Raw genomic sequence first — 16,164 nt, forward strand, 5'->3', positions numbered from 1 at the left:
GCGCGCCTTCTGCTTTCGCGTTACGGCGCGAGCCAGTCACGCATACATCAAGCGCTTGCCACTGGTGCCACGGATCAAATCGTCAGCCCGTTCACGATCAGTCACGCCAAGGGCCGCTCGGCGATTGTAACGGAAATCGAACTCGGCAAGGTAGCGGTGCAAGTGAGCCTCGCCGCAATGCTGATAGACGCCGACCATGCCGCGCTTGAAGACTGAAAACACGTTCTCAATCGTGTTGGTATGGACAACGCGGTCGGCTTCATAGCGAACGTATTCGCCGCCAATATGCTTCACGGTGGCATGGTCCGCGAACTCAAGGCCAGTGATCGGATAGAAGTTGGACTCGTCGGTCATGAGCGTCGATTTGCGATCGGCATTGCGGACCAGCACATCGCGGACAGACGCCTTTGTAGCGCGCTCGACATGGAAGGAACGGACTTTGCCGCCGCGCTCGACAAGCGCCACGATGGAACGCTTTGACGAGTTAAACGGCTTGCCGCGAATGGTGCGCTTCTTGATCGTGTCCTTCGGTCCGAAATAGGTTTCATCGGCTTCTACGATCTTGCCTTCGCCTCCAAGCGGGCCGGAAGACGCAACGTCTTCCTTCATGGCCTCACGGATACGGTGCGCCATGAACCAAGCGGTCTTGTAGGTGACGCCAAGCATACGGTGCAGCTGGTGCGCGCTCATGCCCTTCTTTGATGATGCGTACAGATGGAAGCCAAGCACCCACTTGGACAGCGGGATTTTTGAGCGTTCCATGACGGTGCCAACGGTCACGGTGAAATGCTCACGGCAAGCGTTGCACTGAAACAGGCCGGGACGCGTGGATTTGCCCGCCAGCTTGTGGATTGTCTCGCCGTCCGTGTTGCCGCAATGCGGGCAGTAGACGCCATCGGCCCAGCGAATGCTTTCAAGGTGCTCGCGGGCTGCGTCGTTATCGTGGAAGATCGGGGCGGTGAGGTTCATTGGAGCTAACTCCTTGGTATCATTTATCGTCCAAGGTGTTAGCTATGTCAAGTATATAATTAGGCTAAAATCAGTTCATCTTTCGGAATTGATACGAGGGGCGCGCCATTTGTCGCGCCCCTCGATGATTCTTTCACCACACGCCGGGTGAAAAGCCTGTTAGAGAGGGTCCACCCCTGAAGGCAAAATTTTGGTCAGCAACGCCTTCAAGTTGAACATACCGGGCTCAGCCCTGATGCTGCGCAGCGCTCCGCGCCAGAAAAGGCAATTAGCTTATGCCCAGACTAAAAGGCAAGGTCGCTTTGATTACCGGCGGCACCAGCGGCATCGGCCTGGTGACGGCGCGACGTTTCATCGAGGAAGGTGCGCGCGTCGCCATCACCGGAACCAATGCGAGCCGTCTCGAGGAGGCGCGCACCATCCTTGGCAGTGATGTGCTTGTGATTGCCGCCGACGCCGGAGATGCTGCTGCCCAGAACGACATAGCGCGGCGGATCGAGGAAACCTTCGGCAAGCTCGATGCTCTCTTCCTCAATGCTGGTATCGCCGACCTGCGCCCGCTTGGCGACTGGACCGAGGCCGCGTTTGACAGGAGCATCGATGTCGACCTCAAGGGGCCGTACTTCCTGGTCAAGGCGCTCGTTCCGCTGTTTTCGAACCCCTCGTCGATCATCCTCAGCGGCTCGGTCAACGCACATATGGGAATGGCTGGAACGCACGTCTATGCGCTGGCCAAGGCCGGCATGATTTCGCTCGCTCCGACGCTCTCGGGCGAACTGATAGAACGCGGTATTCGCGCCAATGTGATCAGCCCGGGTCCGATCGACACGCCGCTCAACGACAAACTTGGGCTGGACCCCGAAGCGGCGAAGGTGCGCGCGAAAGCTGTGGTCGGCCTGGTGCCTGCCCGTCGTTTCGGAACCGCCGAGGAAATTGCCAACGCAGTGGTCTTTCTTGCTTCGGACGAATGCCCGTTCATGGTCGGTGCGGAAATGCTGATCGATGGCGGCTTGAGCATCGCCTGACATCGGCACCACCTGACACAAGAACACCCGCCATCTGGCGGGTGTTCTTGTTACGTTCTGAAAGGCCTTGCGCCCTGAAGAAGGCCAGCAGGTCGGCGTCGATGACATCGGCATGGGTGTCGCCATGCCATGGGCGGAACCCTTGCAGACCTTGCCTGCCATGACTTGCACCTCGCGCCGCCTTCCGCTATAGAGCCGCCACCCGCGTAGACACCCTTGGAGGCAACGCGGCGGAAGGCCGCCTTCCCGCATGATCCCGAAAAGTGGATTCCGGTTTTCGGACCAGATCATGCGTTAGCTATGGCGGCTTTCGACGTTTACGGCCCCGGCACTTTGCCGGCCGCGAACGCTCCAGAACAACGCGAAAGGAAATGCCATGAGCCACGATACTTACGAGCTCAAGGCCGAAGCGCGCGAACAGGTCGGTAAGGGGTCCGCCCGTGCAGTTCGCCGCAACGGTAAAGTGCCTGCAGTGATTTACGGCGACAAGCAGCCTCCCCTGGCGATTGCGCTGACCTACAAGGACATCTACTACAAGATCCATGGCGGCGGGTTTCTGACCACGGTCGCCACGATCGATGTCGACGGCAACAAGATCCAGGTTCTGCCCAAGGATTTCCAGCTCGACCCGGTCAAGGATTTCCCTGTCCATGTCGATTTCCTGCGCATCGGCAAGGATACCGAAGTCAACGTCGATGTGCCCGTGCACTTCATCAATGAAGACAAGTCGCCCGGCATCAAGCGCGGCGGCGTGCTCAACATCGTGCGCCACGAGGTCGAGTTCCACTGCCCAGCCAATGCGATCCCGGATTTCATCACCATCGATCTCACCGGCACGGATATCGGCGATTCGATCCACATTTCGGCCGTCACCTTGCCGGCCGGCGTCAAGCCGGTGATCTCCGACCGCGACTTCACCATCGCGACCATTGCCGGCTCCTCGGCGATGAAGCCGGAGGCCGCGGAAGAGACGACTGAAGCGGCTGCGCCCGAAGCGGCTCCTGCCGCCGAAGAGAAGTAACTCCTTCCCGCCCGGAGGCGACGATGCTTGTCTTTGCAGGCCTCGGCAATCCGGGCGCGAAATACGCCAACAACCGGCACAATGTCGGCTTCATGGCGGCGGACGCGATCGCCCGCCGCCATTCCTTTTCACCCTGGTCGAAGAAATTCCAGGGTCTGATCGCCGAAGGCACGCTTGCCGGCGAAAAGGTGATCCTGATCAAGCCGCAGACCTTCATGAACCTGTCCGGCCAGTCGGTCGGCGAAGCCTTGCGCTTCTACAAGCTCGGCCCTTCGGCGCTGACTGTCTTCTATGACGAGATCGACCTTGCCGCCGGCAAGGTGCGGGTCAAGGTCGGTGGCGGTTCCGGCGGCCACAACGGTATCCGCTCGCTCGACCAGCACGTCGGCAAGGATTTTCGCCGTGTGCGCATCGGCGTCGGCCACCCCGGCGTCAAGGAAATGGTGCACGGCCATGTGCTCGGCGATTTCGCCAAGGGCGACCGCGAATGGCTGGACGTGCTGCTCGACGAAATCGCCGATGGTGCCGGATTGCTTGCCAAGGGCGACGACAACTCGTTCATGAACCGCGTGACGCTGGCCCTGCGCGACAAGCTCACGCCGACGGGCGACGACGATCGCCCACCGCCCAAGGCGCCAAAGGCGCAAAGCCACGTCCGCCAGGCGCGGCCGCAGCAGCCGGCGGCCAAGCTGCCCGAAACCGGCCCGATGGCGGCTATGCTGAAGAAGCTTTTTGGCGCCAAGGACTGAGCCATGGATATGGATGACGTTCAGGAATTGGTCCGTCTCATCAGACAGAAGTATGTTGATTATTTCGTCGCTGCTGCCGGCGAACTTGCTCGCAACAGCCAAGGGTCGCATGCAACCGAGATCAAGTTTTCGAATGTCGATTCCTTCTATCGAAATCTCATCGCGGTTGATTTCGTCGGCAATGACGGACAGCCAAATCCGCAATTCATCAACAGCGATGCCTATGTGAAATTCTCTCCGGATATTCACGCCGGGATTGGTGGAATGGATGTCCTCGTCTCACCGTTCAAATGGGACGAGGTTTATTTCAAATTCCCCGTAAATGAGCTCGACGGCGATCTCTTCGACGAATGGTTTCGCGGCTGGTTCGATATCGATGGCGACCGTGAAACATCGGAGACCGTCGGAAACATCATTCACAGTGCGCAATTGCTCGACGGCCAACTGACCATCGATTTCGGAACCGCCGAGGTCGACGCGTTCTGGCATCTCCTGCAAATACTGAGCAGGTCCGGCGTTCGTTCGTTGGCGATAGGCACCGATGACATCGCGCAGCGTCTGAATTGAATTGCGCCTTGACGATCATCGGCGCTTTCGCCCATAGCCCTGATCAAATTTCGATTTCCCGATAGGACCAGACAAATGGGTTTCAAATGCGGCATCGTTGGCTTGCCCAATGTCGGCAAGTCGACGCTCTTCAATGCGCTGACCAGGACGGCGGCGGCGCAGGCCGCCAATTATCCGTTCTGCACCATCGAACCGAATACCGGCGAGGTGGCGGTGCCCGACCCGCGCCTGCAGAAGATCGCCGCGATCGGCAAGTCGAAGGAGATCATCCCAACCCGCATCTCGTTCGTCGACATTGCCGGCCTGGTGCGTGGCGCCTCGAAAGGCGAAGGGCTTGGCAACCAATTCCTCGCCAACATCCGTGAGGTCGACGCCATCGTCCATGTGCTGCGCTGCTTCGAGGATGACGACATCACCCATGTCGAGGGCCGCATCGATCCTGTCGCCGATGCCGAGACCGTCGAGACCGAATTGATGCTTGCCGACCTCGACAGCCTCGAGCGCCGCATCGTGCAGATCCGCAAGCGTGCCGCCGGCAAAGACAAGGAAGCAGCGACCGTACTTCCGATGATGGAAGCGGCGCTTGAACTGCTGCAGGCCGGCAAGCCCGCCCGTATCCTGCTCAACGGCATCTCGGCCGAGGACCTGCGCATCCTGCAGGGGCTGAACCTGTTGACGTCTCACCCCGTGCTCTATGTCTGCAACGTCGCGGAAGCCGATGCCGCTACCGGCAACGCGCATACCAGGGCGGTCGAGAAGATGGCCGCCGCGCAAGGCGCCCGCACCGTCGTGATTTCAGCGGCGATCGAAGCCGAGGTCGCCCAGCTTTCGGACGAAGAGGAGATGGAATTCCTCTCCTCGCTTGGGCTCGACGAGCCGGGCCTGAACAAGGTGATTCGCGCCGGCTACGAGCTGCTGCAACTCATTACCTATTTTACCGTCGGGCCGAAGGAGACACGCGCCTGGACCGTTCACAAGGGTGCCAAGGCGCCGCAGGCGGCAGGCGTCATCCACACCGATTTCGAGCGCGGCTTCATCCGCGCCCAGACCATCGCCTATGACGACTTCGTCAGGCTGGGCGGCGAAATGGCGGCCAAGGAGGCCGGCAAGGCGCGCGACGAAGGCAAGGAGTATGTCGTCCAGGACGGTGACATCATGCTGTTCAAGTTCAACACCTGACCCGGCGAGGGAGCCCAGTGGCGACCATTGCCGTCGCTCGATGTCGCAGTGCCTCTTGCGCTGCTTGACGGGCCGTCGTGCGGGGTCTAAGGGGCCTCTGCACCGGCCTCGCGCCTCACCTGCCCGTGTCCGTGCGACCCGACTGACGCGCCCCCTCCAAACGAACGCTCTTTGGCAACAGCAAGGGAGACCCGGCGATGATCAAGGCCTTCGTCGTCGACAATGATCGCCTGCGCCTGGTCGACGATCTCCTGCAAAACAGCGACACTGTCGTCTGGATCGATCTCTTCAACCCGACAAAGGAAGAAGAGACGACAATCGAGACCTGGCTCGGCATCGCGGTTCCGACCCGCGAAGAGATGGAAGAGATCGAGATCTCGAGCCGTCTCTACGTCGAGGACGGCGCCTACTTCATGACCGCCATTCTGCCTGCCCAGACCGAGGTGGACGATCCGTTGATGTCGCCGGTTACCTTCGTGCTCGCCGGCAGCAGGCTGATCACCGTGCGGTACCACGAACCGAAGGCGTTCAAGACCTTTCCGCTGCGCGCCGAGAAGGTGGCGACCGGCTGCACCAGCGGCGACACCATCCTGATCGGACTGCTGGAGGCGATCGTCGACCGCCTCGCCGACATTCTGGAGCGCGCCGGCCGCGACGTCGAGGTGATCTCGCGCGACATCTTCGAGGCACGCTCGACCAAGGTTTCCAAGCGCAACCGCGACTTCCAGGAGCTGTTGAAAGGCATTGGCCGCAAGGAGGACCTCGCCTCCTCGATCCGCGACAGCCTGATCTCGCTGCAGCGCCTTGCCGGGTTTCTCGCCCATGCCTCCACGCAAACCAAGATGAGCAAGGATACACGCGCCCGCATCAAGACCTTGTCGCGCGACGTGCTGTCGCTCGCCGACCACGCCACGTTCCTGTCGCAGAAGATTAGCTTCCTGCTCGACGCGACGCTCGGCATGATCTCGATCGAGCAGAACGCTATCATCAAGATCTTCTCCGTCGCCGCTGTCATCTTCCTGCCGCCGACGCTTGTCGCTTCGATCTACGGCATGAATTTCGACATCATCCCCGAGCTCAAATGGCACTTTGGCTATCCCTTCGCCATCGGCATGATGGTGCTTTCGGCAATCCTGCCCTTCTGGTATTTCCGCCGCCGCGGCTGGCTGTAGCGTCATCAATAGCTCCGCTGCGGCTTGGGCGCAGCGGGCTGGCGCAGTAGAAATTGCTTGACCAAATGCCGCCCTGCCTGCATCCGGGACCCGGACCCGCGATCGTACAATCATGAACCGGATTTCCATCATGACCGCAAAGACCTGGGCTTATGAGGATTTTGTCGAGGGCGCTTCGCTCGATCTCGGCACCAAGCTGGTAAGTGCCGCCGAAATCATCGAATTCGCCGGCGAATTCGATGCCCAGCCGATGCATCTCGACGAGGCCGCGGGCAAGGCCAGCATCCTCGGCGGGCTGGCGGCTTCGGGCTGGCACACCTGCGCCATGTTCATGCGCATGCTGTGCGATGCCTTCCTGCTCGACTCGACCTCGCAGGGCGCGCCAGGCGTCGACCAGGTCAAATGGAAACGGCCAGTCCTTGCCGGCGACCTGTTGAGCGGCAGCACCACCGTCCTTGCCAAGCGTTTATCCAGATCGAAACCCCGGCTTGGCCTGGTGACCATGCGCAGCGAGTTGTTCAACCAGCGCGGCGAAGGCGTTTTCGAGCTCGAAAACACCGTCATGTTCCTCACCCGCGAGGGCAGTGCGTGAGCCTCGACGAATTCTTCTGCATCGGTATCACCGTCACGCTCGGTTCGCATCGATTCGAACCGGAGGCGATCAAGGCGTTCGCCCGCAAATACGACCCGCAGATATTCCATATCGACGAAGAGGCGGCGAGGAACAGCATATTCGGCGGGCTCTGTGCCTCGGGCTGGCACACCGCCGCCACCTGGATGAAACTGAACCTCGAGGCTGGCATGGAGGCAGAGGTCGCCCGCTGGCCCGGCCCTGGGCCGGTGCCGGAATTCGGCCCCTCGCCCGGCTTCAAGAACCTCAAATGGCCCAAACCTGTCTATGCCGGGGAAACCGTGACTTTCACCCGCACCGCGCTGGCCCATCGCCCCATTGCCTCGCGACCGGGCTGGCGGCTGCTGACGCTCCGCTCAGAGGCCTTCGATTCGATGGGCGACAAGGTCATCGAATTCGAAAGTGCCGTGCTGGTGAAGGTGGGGTGAGCGGAGTTCTTCCTTCTCCCACAGAAAGGGAGAAGGAAGAAACGCTCAATGCCCCTCAAACCCGATCAGCGTCCTCACCGGTACGCCGAGCGCCTCTAACCTCTCTCGGCCGCCAAGGTCCGGCAGGTCGATGACGAAGCAGGCGGCGACGATGTCGGCACCGATCTGCCGCAATAGCTTGACGGCCGCCTCGGCCGTGCCGCCGGTGGCGATCAAATCGTCGACGAGGATTACCCTCTCGCCCGGAGAAACACCGTCCTTGTGCATCTCCATCTCGTCCAGCCCGTATTCCAGGCTGTAGGCGACGCGCACCGTCTCGTAAGGCAGCTTGCCCTTCTTGCGGATCGGCACGAAGCCGGCCGAGAGCTGGTGGGCGATGGCGCCGCCGAGGATGAAGCCGCGCGCCTCGATGCCGGCGATCTTGTCGATCTTGAGGCCGGCATAGGGATGCACCAGTTCGTCGATGGCGCGGCGGAAGGCCCGCGCATTGCCGAGCAGCGTGGTGATGTCGCGAAACAGGATGCCCGGCTTGGGATAATCCGGAATGGTGCGGATCGCGGCAAGCAGCGTCTCTTCGAGCGAGGATTTCATCAAGCGGCTCTCCGGGCCATTCAGATTCGGCTGAAGACGTGAAGGGAATTGGCCAATCGTAACCCGGTGCAGCTAAGTCCGGCTACCGCCATGTGACGCCTGACGGAAAATTGTCCGGCAAAGGGCCTTGTTCAGCGCCGGCTGCGATGAATCGACATGCCTGCAATGAAAAGGGCGCCTTTCGACGCCCTCGCATTCTCGTATATCGCAGGGTTCAGTGCATCACGCCGGCCCACACCTTGCGCTTGGTCAGGTAGACCAGCGCACCGAACAGCAGCAGGAAGACCAGTACGCGAAAGCCGGTCTTCTTGCGATCCTCGAGGTGTGGCTCGGCCGCCCACATCAAGAAGGCCGACACGTCGCGAGAATACTGGTCGACCGTCTGCGGCGCGCCGTCATCATAGGTAACCTGGCCGTCGGAGAGCGGCTTCGGCATCTTCAGCGACACGCCGGACAGGAAGTACGGATTGTAGTGCGTGCCTTCCGGTATGACCATGCCCGCCGGCGGTTGCTGGTCGTAGCCGGTCAGCAGCGAGTGGATGTAGTCGGGGCCGCCCTGGGCATACTGGGTAAAGATGTCGAACACGAAGCGCGGGAAGCCACGCTCGACGCCGCGCGCCTTGGCCAACAATGACATGTCGGGCGGCGCTGCGCCGCCATTTGCCGCCGCTGCCGCTTCGACATTGGGGAATGGTGCCGGGAAATGGTCGGACGGCTTGCCGGGACGGTCGAACATGTCGCCGGCATCGTTCGGGCCGTCATGGATCGTATATTCGGCCGCCAGCGTCTTGATCTGCGCGTCCGAATAGCCAAGGCCTTCCAGCGTACGGAACGCTACCAAATTCATCGAATGGCAGGCCGAGCAGACTTCCTTGTAGACCTTCAGCCCGCGCTGCAGCTGGGCCTTGTCGTAGGTGCCGAATGGCCCGGCGAAGCTCCAGTCCATTTCCTTCGGTTCGTGTATCGGGAAATGCGTCGGCGCCGCCTCATTGTGCGCCTCTTCCTGGGCGCTGGCTCCCGTGCCTGCGGCCCCCATGCCCGCGGCCACAAGGCCAAGCAGCGCCAGCGAGGTGAGAATCTTCTTCATGCCAAATCCCCTTGAGATTCTCTGACGCGCTGTCACCGTCTCGAGCATGACCTTGTCCGAGTACCGGTTTCCACTTTTCGGAATCATGCTCAGCCCTTGGTTTCCGGCGCGGCCGTGGCGCCGGCAGGATGTCCGCCGCCGCCCTTGCTCTTCTCGAGCACCGCCTCGGTGATCGAATTCGGCAGCCGCCGCGGCTTTTCGATCAGCCCGAGTACCGGCAGCGCTACCAGGAAGAAGGCGAAGTAGAACAGCGTCGCCATCTGCGCCATGAACACATAGCTGCCCTCGGCCGGCTGCGAGCCCAGCCAACCCAGCAGGATGGCGTCGGCCACGAACAGCCAGAAGAACAGCTTGTACCAGGGCCGGTAGACTGCCGAGCGCACCTTCGAGGTGTCGAGCCACGGCACCAGGAACAGCATTGCAATCGCGCCGAACATGCAGAGCACGCCGCCGAGCTTGGAGTTGATTGGCCCGATATTGAAGGTGATGGCGCGCAGGATCGCGTAGAACGGCAGGAAGTACCATTCCGGCACAATGTGGGCCGGCGTCTTCAGCGGGTTGGCCACGGTGTAATTGTCCGGATGGCCGAGATAGTTCGGCAGGTAGAACACGAAATAGGCGAAGACGAACAGGAACACGATCATGCCGAACCCATCCTTGATGGTCGCGTAAGGCGTGAAGGCGAGCGTGTCGGTTTTCGATTTGACCTCGATGCCGGTCGGATTGTTCTGGCCGACGACGTGGAGCGCCCAGATGTGCAGCACGACGACGCCGGCGATCATGAACGGCAAAAGGTAATGCAGCGCAAAGAAGCGGTTCAGCGTCGGATTGTCGACCGCGAAGCCGCCGAGGAGAAGCTGCTGGATCCAGTCGCCAACCAGCGGTATGGCGGTGAAGAAGCCGGTGATGACGGTAGCGCCCCAGAAGCTCATCTGGCCCCAAGGCAGCACGTAGCCCATGAACCCGGTCGCCATCATCAGCAGGTAGATGATGCAGCCGAGGATCCACAGCAGCTCGCGCGGCGCCTTGTAGGAGCCGTAGTAGAGGCCACGGAAGATATGGATGTAGACGGCAATGAAGAAGAACGACGCGCCGTTCGAATGCAGGTAGCGCAGCATCCAGCCGGAATTGACGTCGCGCATGATCTTCTCGACCGAATCGAAGGCGAGAGTGCTGTCGGCTGCGTAGTGCATGGCCAGCACGATACCGGTCAGGATCTGCGCCGCCAGCATAAGCGCAAGGATGCCGCCGAAGGTCCAGGCATAGTTTAGATTGCGCGGCACCGGATAGGCGATGAAGCTGTCATAGACCAGCCGCGGCAGCGGCATGCGCGAATCGAACCAGCGTCCGATGCCGGTCTTGGGCGTATAGGTCGAGTGTCCCTCGCTCATGGAAATATCCCCTGCCTCAGCCGATACGGATCTTGGTGTCGGAAACGAATTGGAACACCGGTACCGCCATGTTCTCCGGCGCCGGCCCTTTGCGGATGCGGCCGGCGGTATCGTAGACGGAACCATGGCATGGGCAGAACCAGCCGCCGAAATCGCCTTCCTGGCCAAGCGGGATGCAGCCGAGATGGGTGCAGACCTGGACCATCACCATCCAGGCTTCCTTGCCCGGCGTGGTTCGGTTGGCGTCGGTTGCCGGCGCGTCGGCCGGCAGGTTGGCATTGCGGGCGATTGGATCCTTGAGCTCGGCGAGATTGACCGCCTCGGCTTCCTTCATCTCTTTTTCGGTGCGGTTGCGCACGACAACCGGCTTGCCGCGCCACTTCACGACGAGCGACATTCCCGGCGTCAGCGAGGAGACGTCGACCTCGACCGAGGCGAGCGCCAGTGTCGAGGCATCCGGACGCATCTGGTCGATGAACGGCCAGGCGACGGCACCCGCGCCGACCACCGCGGCCATGCCGGTGGCAACGTAGAGAAAATCACGACGGTTGGGATCCTGGGTGTCGGTTGCGCTCACGGGTGCCTGATCCTTTCGCCTCTTCCGTGCCGGCGGCCGAGCCTTGTTCCCGCTCAATCGCGCCGGCCCGACAGCGCATGGCGAACAGGCTAGCGAATTCCTCCGGCATTTGGGACTTGGGTTTATGCGTGAAGCCTGTTTTTGTCCAGACGGGTGAAGGCACAAGGGCAGATTGTCGCGGGGACGTAATTCGCACGGCGGAATGATTGGAAAACAGCAGCAAAACCAAATGGCTGCGTTCGCCTCGACAGCTGGCGCTGGCCCGGTTTATCCTCGGCCTATGGCGCATGTCATAGACCGCGACAAATGGGCCGATGCGCCCGACCGCTGGCCCGATCACTGGCAGGGCGAGCTGCAAGGCGGAGCTTACGGCTCGAACAGCTGCCTGATCTTCAACTAACTGCCCGAGATCGGCGGCGGCCCCAGGCTGCACAGCCATCCCTATTGCGAGATTTTTATCATCCGGACTGGGACCGGTCTGTTCACCGTCGGCGACCGGCAGATCGAGGCCACAGCCGGCCAGATCCTGGTCGTGCCACCGAACACCCCGCACAAATTCACCAATCTCGGGCCAGGCCCGCTGGAAACCACCGACATACACGAGAACGGCAGCTTCATCACCGAGTGGCTGGAATAACGCCTCCCGAACCAATTCCGGTTCGGATCATGCGCTGGCGCCGAGCCTGGCCAGCACGGCCTTGGGAATGTTGTATTCCCGGATCACCGCGTCGTGCTTGCGCAGGCCGCAGAGTTCGCGCTGGATGAAATAGCCGTGCACCGCTTCGGCTGCGTCCTTGAGCAGCCGGGCACGGTCGACGCTGTCGGAATTCTCGCGCAGCTTCGTCAATGTCTCCTCGACGCGTCGGCCGGCGCGGCCGAGCGCGGCCGCCTTTTCGCCGAGGATTTCATGGCCAAGCAGGTCCAACGCGCTCTCCTGCGCGCCGGATCGTCCGAAATTCGATGGCATTCTCACCGCCATGGTCTACTCCGGTTTTCAGAAGCTACTCCGCCGGCCGGGTCTCGGCCAGCGCGCTCTCCTCGTTGAACAGGAAGCCGCCGGACTGCCGCTTCCACAGCCTGGCATAGAGCCCGTCGAGCCCGACCAGCTCGTCATGCGTGCCTTGCTCGACGATGCGGCCGTCGTCGAGCACCACCAGCCGGTCGAGTGCCGCAATGGTCGACAGCCGATGCGCGATGGCGATGACCGTCTTGCCTTCCATCAGCCTTGCCAGATTTTCCTGGATCGCCGCCTCGATGTCGGAATCGAGCGCCGAGGTCGCCTCATCGAGCACCAGGATCGGTGCATCCTTGAGGAAGAGGCGGGCGATCGCCACGCGCTGGCGCTGGCCGCCGGAGAGCTTGACGCCGCGCTCGCCGACATAGGCCTCATAGCCAATACGATCGCGATTGTCGCGCAGACCGAGGATGAACTCGTGCGCCTCGGCCTTCTTCGCTGCCGCGACCACCTCGGCGTCGGTCGCTTCCGGCATGCCGAGCTTGATGTTGTCGCGCAGCGAGCGGTGGAACAGTGCCGTATCCTGGCTAACGACGCCGATATTGGCGCGCAGCGAATTCTGCGTGACCCTGGAGACGTCCTGCCGGTCAATGGTGATCTTGCCGCTCTCGAGATCGTAGAGGCGCAGAATCAGATTGACCAAGGTCGTCTTGCCGGCGCCGGACGGGCCGACCAGGCCGACCTTTTCGCCCGGCCGCACGACGAGATCGATGCCGTTGAGCACGCCGGACCCCTTGCCGTAATGGAACTCGACATTGCTCACGTCGATGCGCCCGCCGCCGACGACAAGCTCTTTCGCGTCCGGCGGATCGGTCAGGGCGAGCGGCTGCGAGATCAGCGCCTTGGAATTCTCAAGCACGCCGAGGTTTCGCAAGATGCCGTTGAGCTGCATCATCAGCCGGCCGAGCAGCATGTTCAGCCGCAGCACCAAAGATAGCGTGAAGGCCACGGCGCCGACTGTGATCGAACCCTCGACCCAGAGATAAACGGCAAAGCAGGCGATCGCCGTGATCATGATGCCCGACAGCATCGTCAGCGCCATGCGCACGCCTGTCAGCCGGCGGGTGAACGGGCGCAGCGCGTCGAGATAGATGTCGAAGCCGTTCCTGATGTAGCGGTCGTCGCCATCGGCCGAGAACAGTTTCAACGTCTGCACGTTCGAATAGGAATCGACAAGGCGGCCGGTGATCATCGAGCCGGCTTCGGCTGTGGCTTCGGCATGCTTGCGGATCGCCGGCACATAGCGCCTGGCCAGCAAGCCGAAAGCGGTAATCCAGATCACCACCAGCATCGCTAGCCGGAGATCGAGCCCGGCGACCAGCGCCAGCGTCGTCACCGTATACACGACCATGAACCAGACGACCTCGATGAAGCTTTCCATCAGATCGCCGGTCGCCTGTCCCGCCTGCCAGACCTTGGTCGCGATACGTCCGGCAAAGTCGTTCTGGAAGAAGGCGTAGGATTGGCGCGAGACATGGCGATGCGCCTGCCAGCGCACGAGATTATAGAAACCTGGCGTGATCGTCTGCTCGTCGACCAGCGCCGACAGGCTGACGACGATGGTGCGGATGACCAGCACCACCGCGATCATGAAGACAAGTTCCGGGCCGGCGGCAGTCCACAGCGCGTGCCAGCTGCGTTCGCCGGGAAGCTGGTCCAGGATGTCGACCAGCCGCCCGACGAAATAGAACAGTCCGGCTTCGACCAGCGGCGCGATGCCGCCGATCACCAGCATGGCGAAGAAGGCGATCTTCGCCTGCCCGACATAATGCCAGAGGAAACCCCTGACGCCGGCAGGTGGCCGAAGGTCCGCGGGCTCCCGGAATGGATAGACCCAGTTCTCGAACCAGCGGTAGATGGCAGTCATCATTCGGCGGCTTCACCCTTGGCGATTGCATCGTTGGCGGCTGCATCGTTGGCTGAGGGGCCGTCGTCGAGCAGGAATCCGCCCGACTGGCGTTGCCAGAGCTGGGCGTAGAGCCCGCCTTTGGCAACGAGTTCCTCATGCGAACCTTCCTCGATGACTCGGCCCTTGTCCATGACGACGAGCCGGTCCATGGCCGCGATCGTCGACAACCGGTGCGCGATGGCGATGACGGTCTTGCCTTGCATCAGTTTGTAGAGATTCTCCTGGATGGCCGCCTCGGCCTCGGAATCGAGGGCGGAGGTCGCCTCGTCGAGAATGAGGACCGGCGCGTCCTTCAGCATGACACGGGCTATGGCGATGCGTTGCCGCTGGCCGCCGGACAATTTGACGCCGCGATCGCCGACATGCGCGTCGAAACCCCTGCGGCCGTTCGAATCCGACAAGCCGGCGATGAAATCCAGCGCCTCGGCGCGCCGCGCCGCCTCGATCAGCATCTCGTTGCTGGCGTCCGGCCGGCCATAGAGGATATTCTCGCGTACCGAGCGATGCAGCAGCGAGGTGTCCTGAGTGACCATGCCGATCTGCGCGCGCAGCGAGTCCTGCGTCACCGCCGCAATGTCCTGGCTGTCGATCAGGACCTTGCCGCTTTCGAGGTCGTAGAAGCGCAACAGAAGATTGACCAGCGTCGACTTGCCGGCACCCGAACGACCGACGATGCCAACCTTCTCGCCCGGCTTGACCGTCAGCGACAGGCTTTCGATCACGCCCTTCTGCTTGCCGTAGTGGAAGCGGATGTCCTCAAAACGGATCTCGCCCTTGGTCACGGCAATATCCTTGGCGTCTGGCCGGTCTTCGACGAGGCGCGGCAGCGAGATCGAGGCGATGCCATCCTGCACCGTGCCGATATTCTCGAACAGCGTGGACATCTCCCACATGATCCATTGCGACATGCCCCAGAGCCGCAGCACGAGGCCGATGACCAGGGCGACGGCGCCGATCGTCACGGCTTGACCGAGCCACAGCCACAGCGAGATTGCGGTGACCGAAAACAACAGCAGCGAATTCAGGACGTAGAGCAGGCCGTAGAGTTGTGTCACCAGCCGCATCGACCGGTAGACCGTATCGAGAAAGCCGGCCATACCGTCCTTGGCGAAGGATGCCTCGCGCCGCGCATGCGAGAACAGCTTGACAGTCTGGATGTTGGAGTAGCTGTCGACGACACGGCCGGTCATGGTTGAGCGCGCATTGGCCTGCTCCTCGCCGACCTTGCCCAGCCGCGGGATGAAATGGCGCAACAGCAGGACATAGCCGGTAAGCCAGACGGCAAGCGGCGCAGCGAGCCGCCAGTCTGCCGAGCCGACAATGAACAGCATGCCGAGAAAATAGACGACGATATAATTGAGCACATCGATGAGCTTGATGACGCACTCGCGCACGGCGAGCGCCGTCTGCATCAGCTTTGTCGCGATGCGTCCGGCGAACTCGTCCTGATAGAAGCTCATCGACTGCTTGAGCAGGTATCGATGCACCTGCCAGCGGATACGCATCGGATAATTACCCATCAGCGTCTGCTGGTTGAGCAGCGAATGGAACCAGACCGTTGCCGGCAGCGCGAAGACCACGATGAAGGCCATGCCGGCCAGCTTCAAGCCTTCGGTCTGCAGGAACGTCTCGCGATTCTGCGCAGACAGCCAGTCGACGATCCGGCCCATGAAGCCGAACATCCACACCTCGGCAAGGGCGATGGCCGTCACCAGTACCGCATCGAGAGCGATGTAGGGCCATGCGCCGCGCGTATAATGCACGCAGAAGGCGATCAGTGTCCGCGGCGGCTCGACCGGCTCCTTGGCAGGGAACGGATCGAGCCTTTTTTCAAACCAGCTAAACATAGTGAT

At 61.7% G+C, this 16,164-nt stretch carries 16 protein-coding genes and 1 pseudogene; 9 read left to right on the plus strand and 8 right to left on the minus strand.

Annotated elements, in window-relative coordinates; all coding sequences use genetic code 11:
- Positions 1-36 precede the first annotated feature (36 nt).
- Positions 37-969, minus strand: coding sequence for an IS1595 family transposase (locus NKG60_RS16290; RefSeq protein ID WP_352975138.1), 933 nt, complete (start codon positions 967-969; stop codon positions 37-39).
- 275 nt (positions 970-1,244) lie between these two features.
- Between NKG60_RS16290 and NKG60_RS16295 the strand changes: the two genes are divergently transcribed.
- From NKG60_RS16295 to NKG60_RS16330, 8 genes are all read left to right on the plus strand, one after another.
- Positions 1,245-1,994 carry an SDR family oxidoreductase gene (locus NKG60_RS16295; protein ID WP_352975139.1) on the plus strand — a complete coding sequence of 250 codons (750 nt, stop codon included), beginning with the start codon at positions 1,245-1,247 and terminating at the stop codon, positions 1,992-1,994.
- A 376-nt stretch (positions 1,995-2,370) separates the two neighbouring features.
- A complete protein-coding gene (locus NKG60_RS16300) occupies positions 2,371-3,015 on the plus strand; it encodes a 50S ribosomal protein L25/general stress protein Ctc (protein ID WP_352489001.1) in 645 nt (214 codons plus the stop codon).
- Between the two features lie 23 nt (positions 3,016-3,038).
- On the plus strand, positions 3,039-3,764 hold the full coding sequence (pth, locus tag NKG60_RS16305; protein ID WP_352975141.1) for an aminoacyl-tRNA hydrolase: 726 nt from the start codon (positions 3,039-3,041) through the stop codon (positions 3,762-3,764).
- Between the two features lie 3 nt (positions 3,765-3,767).
- Positions 3,768-4,331 carry a hypothetical protein gene (locus tag NKG60_RS16310; RefSeq protein WP_352664664.1) on the plus strand — a complete coding sequence of 188 codons (564 nt, stop codon included), beginning with the start codon at positions 3,768-3,770 and terminating at the stop codon, positions 4,329-4,331.
- Positions 4,332-4,406: 75 nt separating this feature from the next.
- Positions 4,407-5,510, plus strand: a complete 1,104-nt coding sequence (ychF, locus tag NKG60_RS16315; RefSeq protein ID WP_352664662.1) for a redox-regulated ATPase YchF — start codon at positions 4,407-4,409, stop codon at positions 5,508-5,510.
- 197 nt (positions 5,511-5,707) lie between these two features.
- The gene (corA, locus tag NKG60_RS16320; RefSeq protein ID WP_352664660.1) at positions 5,708-6,682 is read left to right on the plus strand and encodes a magnesium/cobalt transporter CorA; all 975 of its coding nucleotides are present in this window, start codon (positions 5,708-5,710) and stop codon (positions 6,680-6,682) included.
- 130 nt (positions 6,683-6,812) lie between these two features.
- Positions 6,813-7,274: a MaoC family dehydratase gene (locus NKG60_RS16325; RefSeq protein ID WP_352466830.1), complete on the plus strand. Its 462-nt coding sequence runs from the start codon at positions 6,813-6,815 to the stop codon at positions 7,272-7,274.
- Positions 7,271-7,741, plus strand: a complete 471-nt coding sequence (locus NKG60_RS16330; RefSeq protein WP_352664658.1) for a MaoC family dehydratase — start codon at positions 7,271-7,273, stop codon at positions 7,739-7,741. The genes NKG60_RS16325 and NKG60_RS16330 overlap by 4 nt, the downstream gene beginning before the upstream one ends.
- A gap of 45 nt (positions 7,742-7,786) precedes the next feature.
- On the opposite strand, the gene NKG60_RS16335 is transcribed toward NKG60_RS16330, so the two are convergent.
- The 4 genes from NKG60_RS16335 to petA all read right to left on the minus strand — a co-directional run bounded on the left by NKG60_RS16335 (position 7,787) and on the right by petA (position 11,387).
- Positions 7,787-8,332, minus strand: coding sequence for an adenine phosphoribosyltransferase (locus NKG60_RS16335; RefSeq protein ID WP_352664656.1), 546 nt, complete (start codon positions 8,330-8,332; stop codon positions 7,787-7,789).
- Positions 8,333-8,546: 214 nt separating this feature from the next.
- The gene (locus tag NKG60_RS16340) at positions 8,547-9,419 is read right to left on the minus strand and encodes a cytochrome c1 (protein ID WP_352664654.1); all 873 of its coding nucleotides are present in this window, start codon (positions 9,417-9,419) and stop codon (positions 8,547-8,549) included.
- An 89-nt stretch (positions 9,420-9,508) separates the two neighbouring features.
- On the minus strand, positions 9,509-10,810 hold the full coding sequence (locus NKG60_RS16345; RefSeq protein ID WP_352664652.1) for a cytochrome b: 1,302 nt from the start codon (positions 10,808-10,810) through the stop codon (positions 9,509-9,511).
- A 16-nt stretch (positions 10,811-10,826) separates the two neighbouring features.
- A complete protein-coding gene (gene petA, locus NKG60_RS16350) occupies positions 10,827-11,387 on the minus strand; it encodes a ubiquinol-cytochrome c reductase iron-sulfur subunit (RefSeq protein ID WP_352488992.1) in 561 nt (186 codons plus the stop codon).
- Between the two features lie 280 nt (positions 11,388-11,667).
- On the opposite strand from petA, the pseudogene NKG60_RS16355 reads away from it, so the two are divergent.
- A pseudogene (locus NKG60_RS16355) lies at positions 11,668-12,024 on the plus strand (cupin domain-containing protein).
- A gap of 27 nt (positions 12,025-12,051) precedes the next feature.
- On the opposite strand, the gene NKG60_RS16360 reads toward NKG60_RS16355, so the two are convergent.
- From NKG60_RS16360 to NKG60_RS16370, 3 genes are read right to left on the minus strand one after another with little or no spacing between them, the layout of a single operon-like run.
- Entirely contained in the window at positions 12,052-12,366 is a 315-nt protein-coding gene (locus NKG60_RS16360; RefSeq protein ID WP_352664650.1) for a DUF6665 family protein, read from the minus strand.
- Between the two features lie 22 nt (positions 12,367-12,388).
- The gene (locus NKG60_RS16365) at positions 12,389-14,272 is read right to left on the minus strand and encodes an ABC transporter ATP-binding protein (protein ID WP_352664648.1); all 1,884 of its coding nucleotides are present in this window, start codon (positions 14,270-14,272) and stop codon (positions 12,389-12,391) included.
- Positions 14,269-16,158 carry an ABC transporter ATP-binding protein gene (locus NKG60_RS16370; RefSeq protein WP_352664646.1) on the minus strand — a complete coding sequence of 630 codons (1,890 nt, stop codon included), beginning with the start codon at positions 16,156-16,158 and terminating at the stop codon, positions 14,269-14,271. Before NKG60_RS16370 ends, NKG60_RS16365 begins: the two co-directional genes overlap by 4 nt.
- Positions 16,159-16,164: the final 6 nt, after the last annotated feature.

The sequence above is a fragment of the Mesorhizobium sp. M1428 genome, assembly GCF_040317515.1.
GTDB lineage: Bacteria > Pseudomonadota > Alphaproteobacteria > Rhizobiales > Rhizobiaceae > Mesorhizobium.

Bases quoted from the DNA above. Each gene is read 5' to 3' on its own strand.
- NKG60_RS16345 (WP_352664652.1), bottom strand. From the start codon at position 10,810: ATGAGCGAGGGACACTCGACCTATACGCCCAAGACCGGCATCGGACGC.
- NKG60_RS16335 (WP_352664656.1), bottom strand. From the start codon at position 8,332: ATGAAATCCTCGCTCGAAGAGACGCTGCTTGCCGCGATCCGCACCATT.
- NKG60_RS16370 (WP_352664646.1), bottom strand. From the start codon at position 16,158: ATGTTTAGCTGGTTTGAAAAAAGGCTCGATCCGTTCCCTGCCAAGGAG.
- NKG60_RS16300 (WP_352489001.1), top strand. From the start codon at position 2,371: ATGAGCCACGATACTTACGAGCTCAAGGCCGAAGCGCGCGAACAGGTC.
- ychF (WP_352664662.1), top strand. From the start codon at position 4,407: ATGGGTTTCAAATGCGGCATCGTTGGCTTGCCCAATGTCGGCAAGTCG.
- NKG60_RS16360 (WP_352664650.1), bottom strand. From the start codon at position 12,366: ATGGCGGTGAGAATGCCATCGAATTTCGGACGATCCGGCGCGCAGGAG.
- NKG60_RS16295 (WP_352975139.1), top strand. From the start codon at position 1,245: ATGCCCAGACTAAAAGGCAAGGTCGCTTTGATTACCGGCGGCACCAGC.
- corA (WP_352664660.1), top strand. From the start codon at position 5,708: ATGATCAAGGCCTTCGTCGTCGACAATGATCGCCTGCGCCTGGTCGAC.
- pth (WP_352975141.1), top strand. From the start codon at position 3,039: ATGCTTGTCTTTGCAGGCCTCGGCAATCCGGGCGCGAAATACGCCAAC.
- NKG60_RS16290 (WP_352975138.1), bottom strand. From the start codon at position 969: ATGAACCTCACCGCCCCGATCTTCCACGATAACGACGCAGCCCGCGAG.
- NKG60_RS16365 (WP_352664648.1), bottom strand. From the start codon at position 14,272: ATGATGACTGCCATCTACCGCTGGTTCGAGAACTGGGTCTATCCATTC.
- NKG60_RS16310 (WP_352664664.1), top strand. From the start codon at position 3,768: ATGGATATGGATGACGTTCAGGAATTGGTCCGTCTCATCAGACAGAAG.
- NKG60_RS16340 (WP_352664654.1), bottom strand. From the start codon at position 9,419: ATGAAGAAGATTCTCACCTCGCTGGCGCTGCTTGGCCTTGTGGCCGCG.
- NKG60_RS16325 (WP_352466830.1), top strand. From the start codon at position 6,813: ATGACCGCAAAGACCTGGGCTTATGAGGATTTTGTCGAGGGCGCTTCG.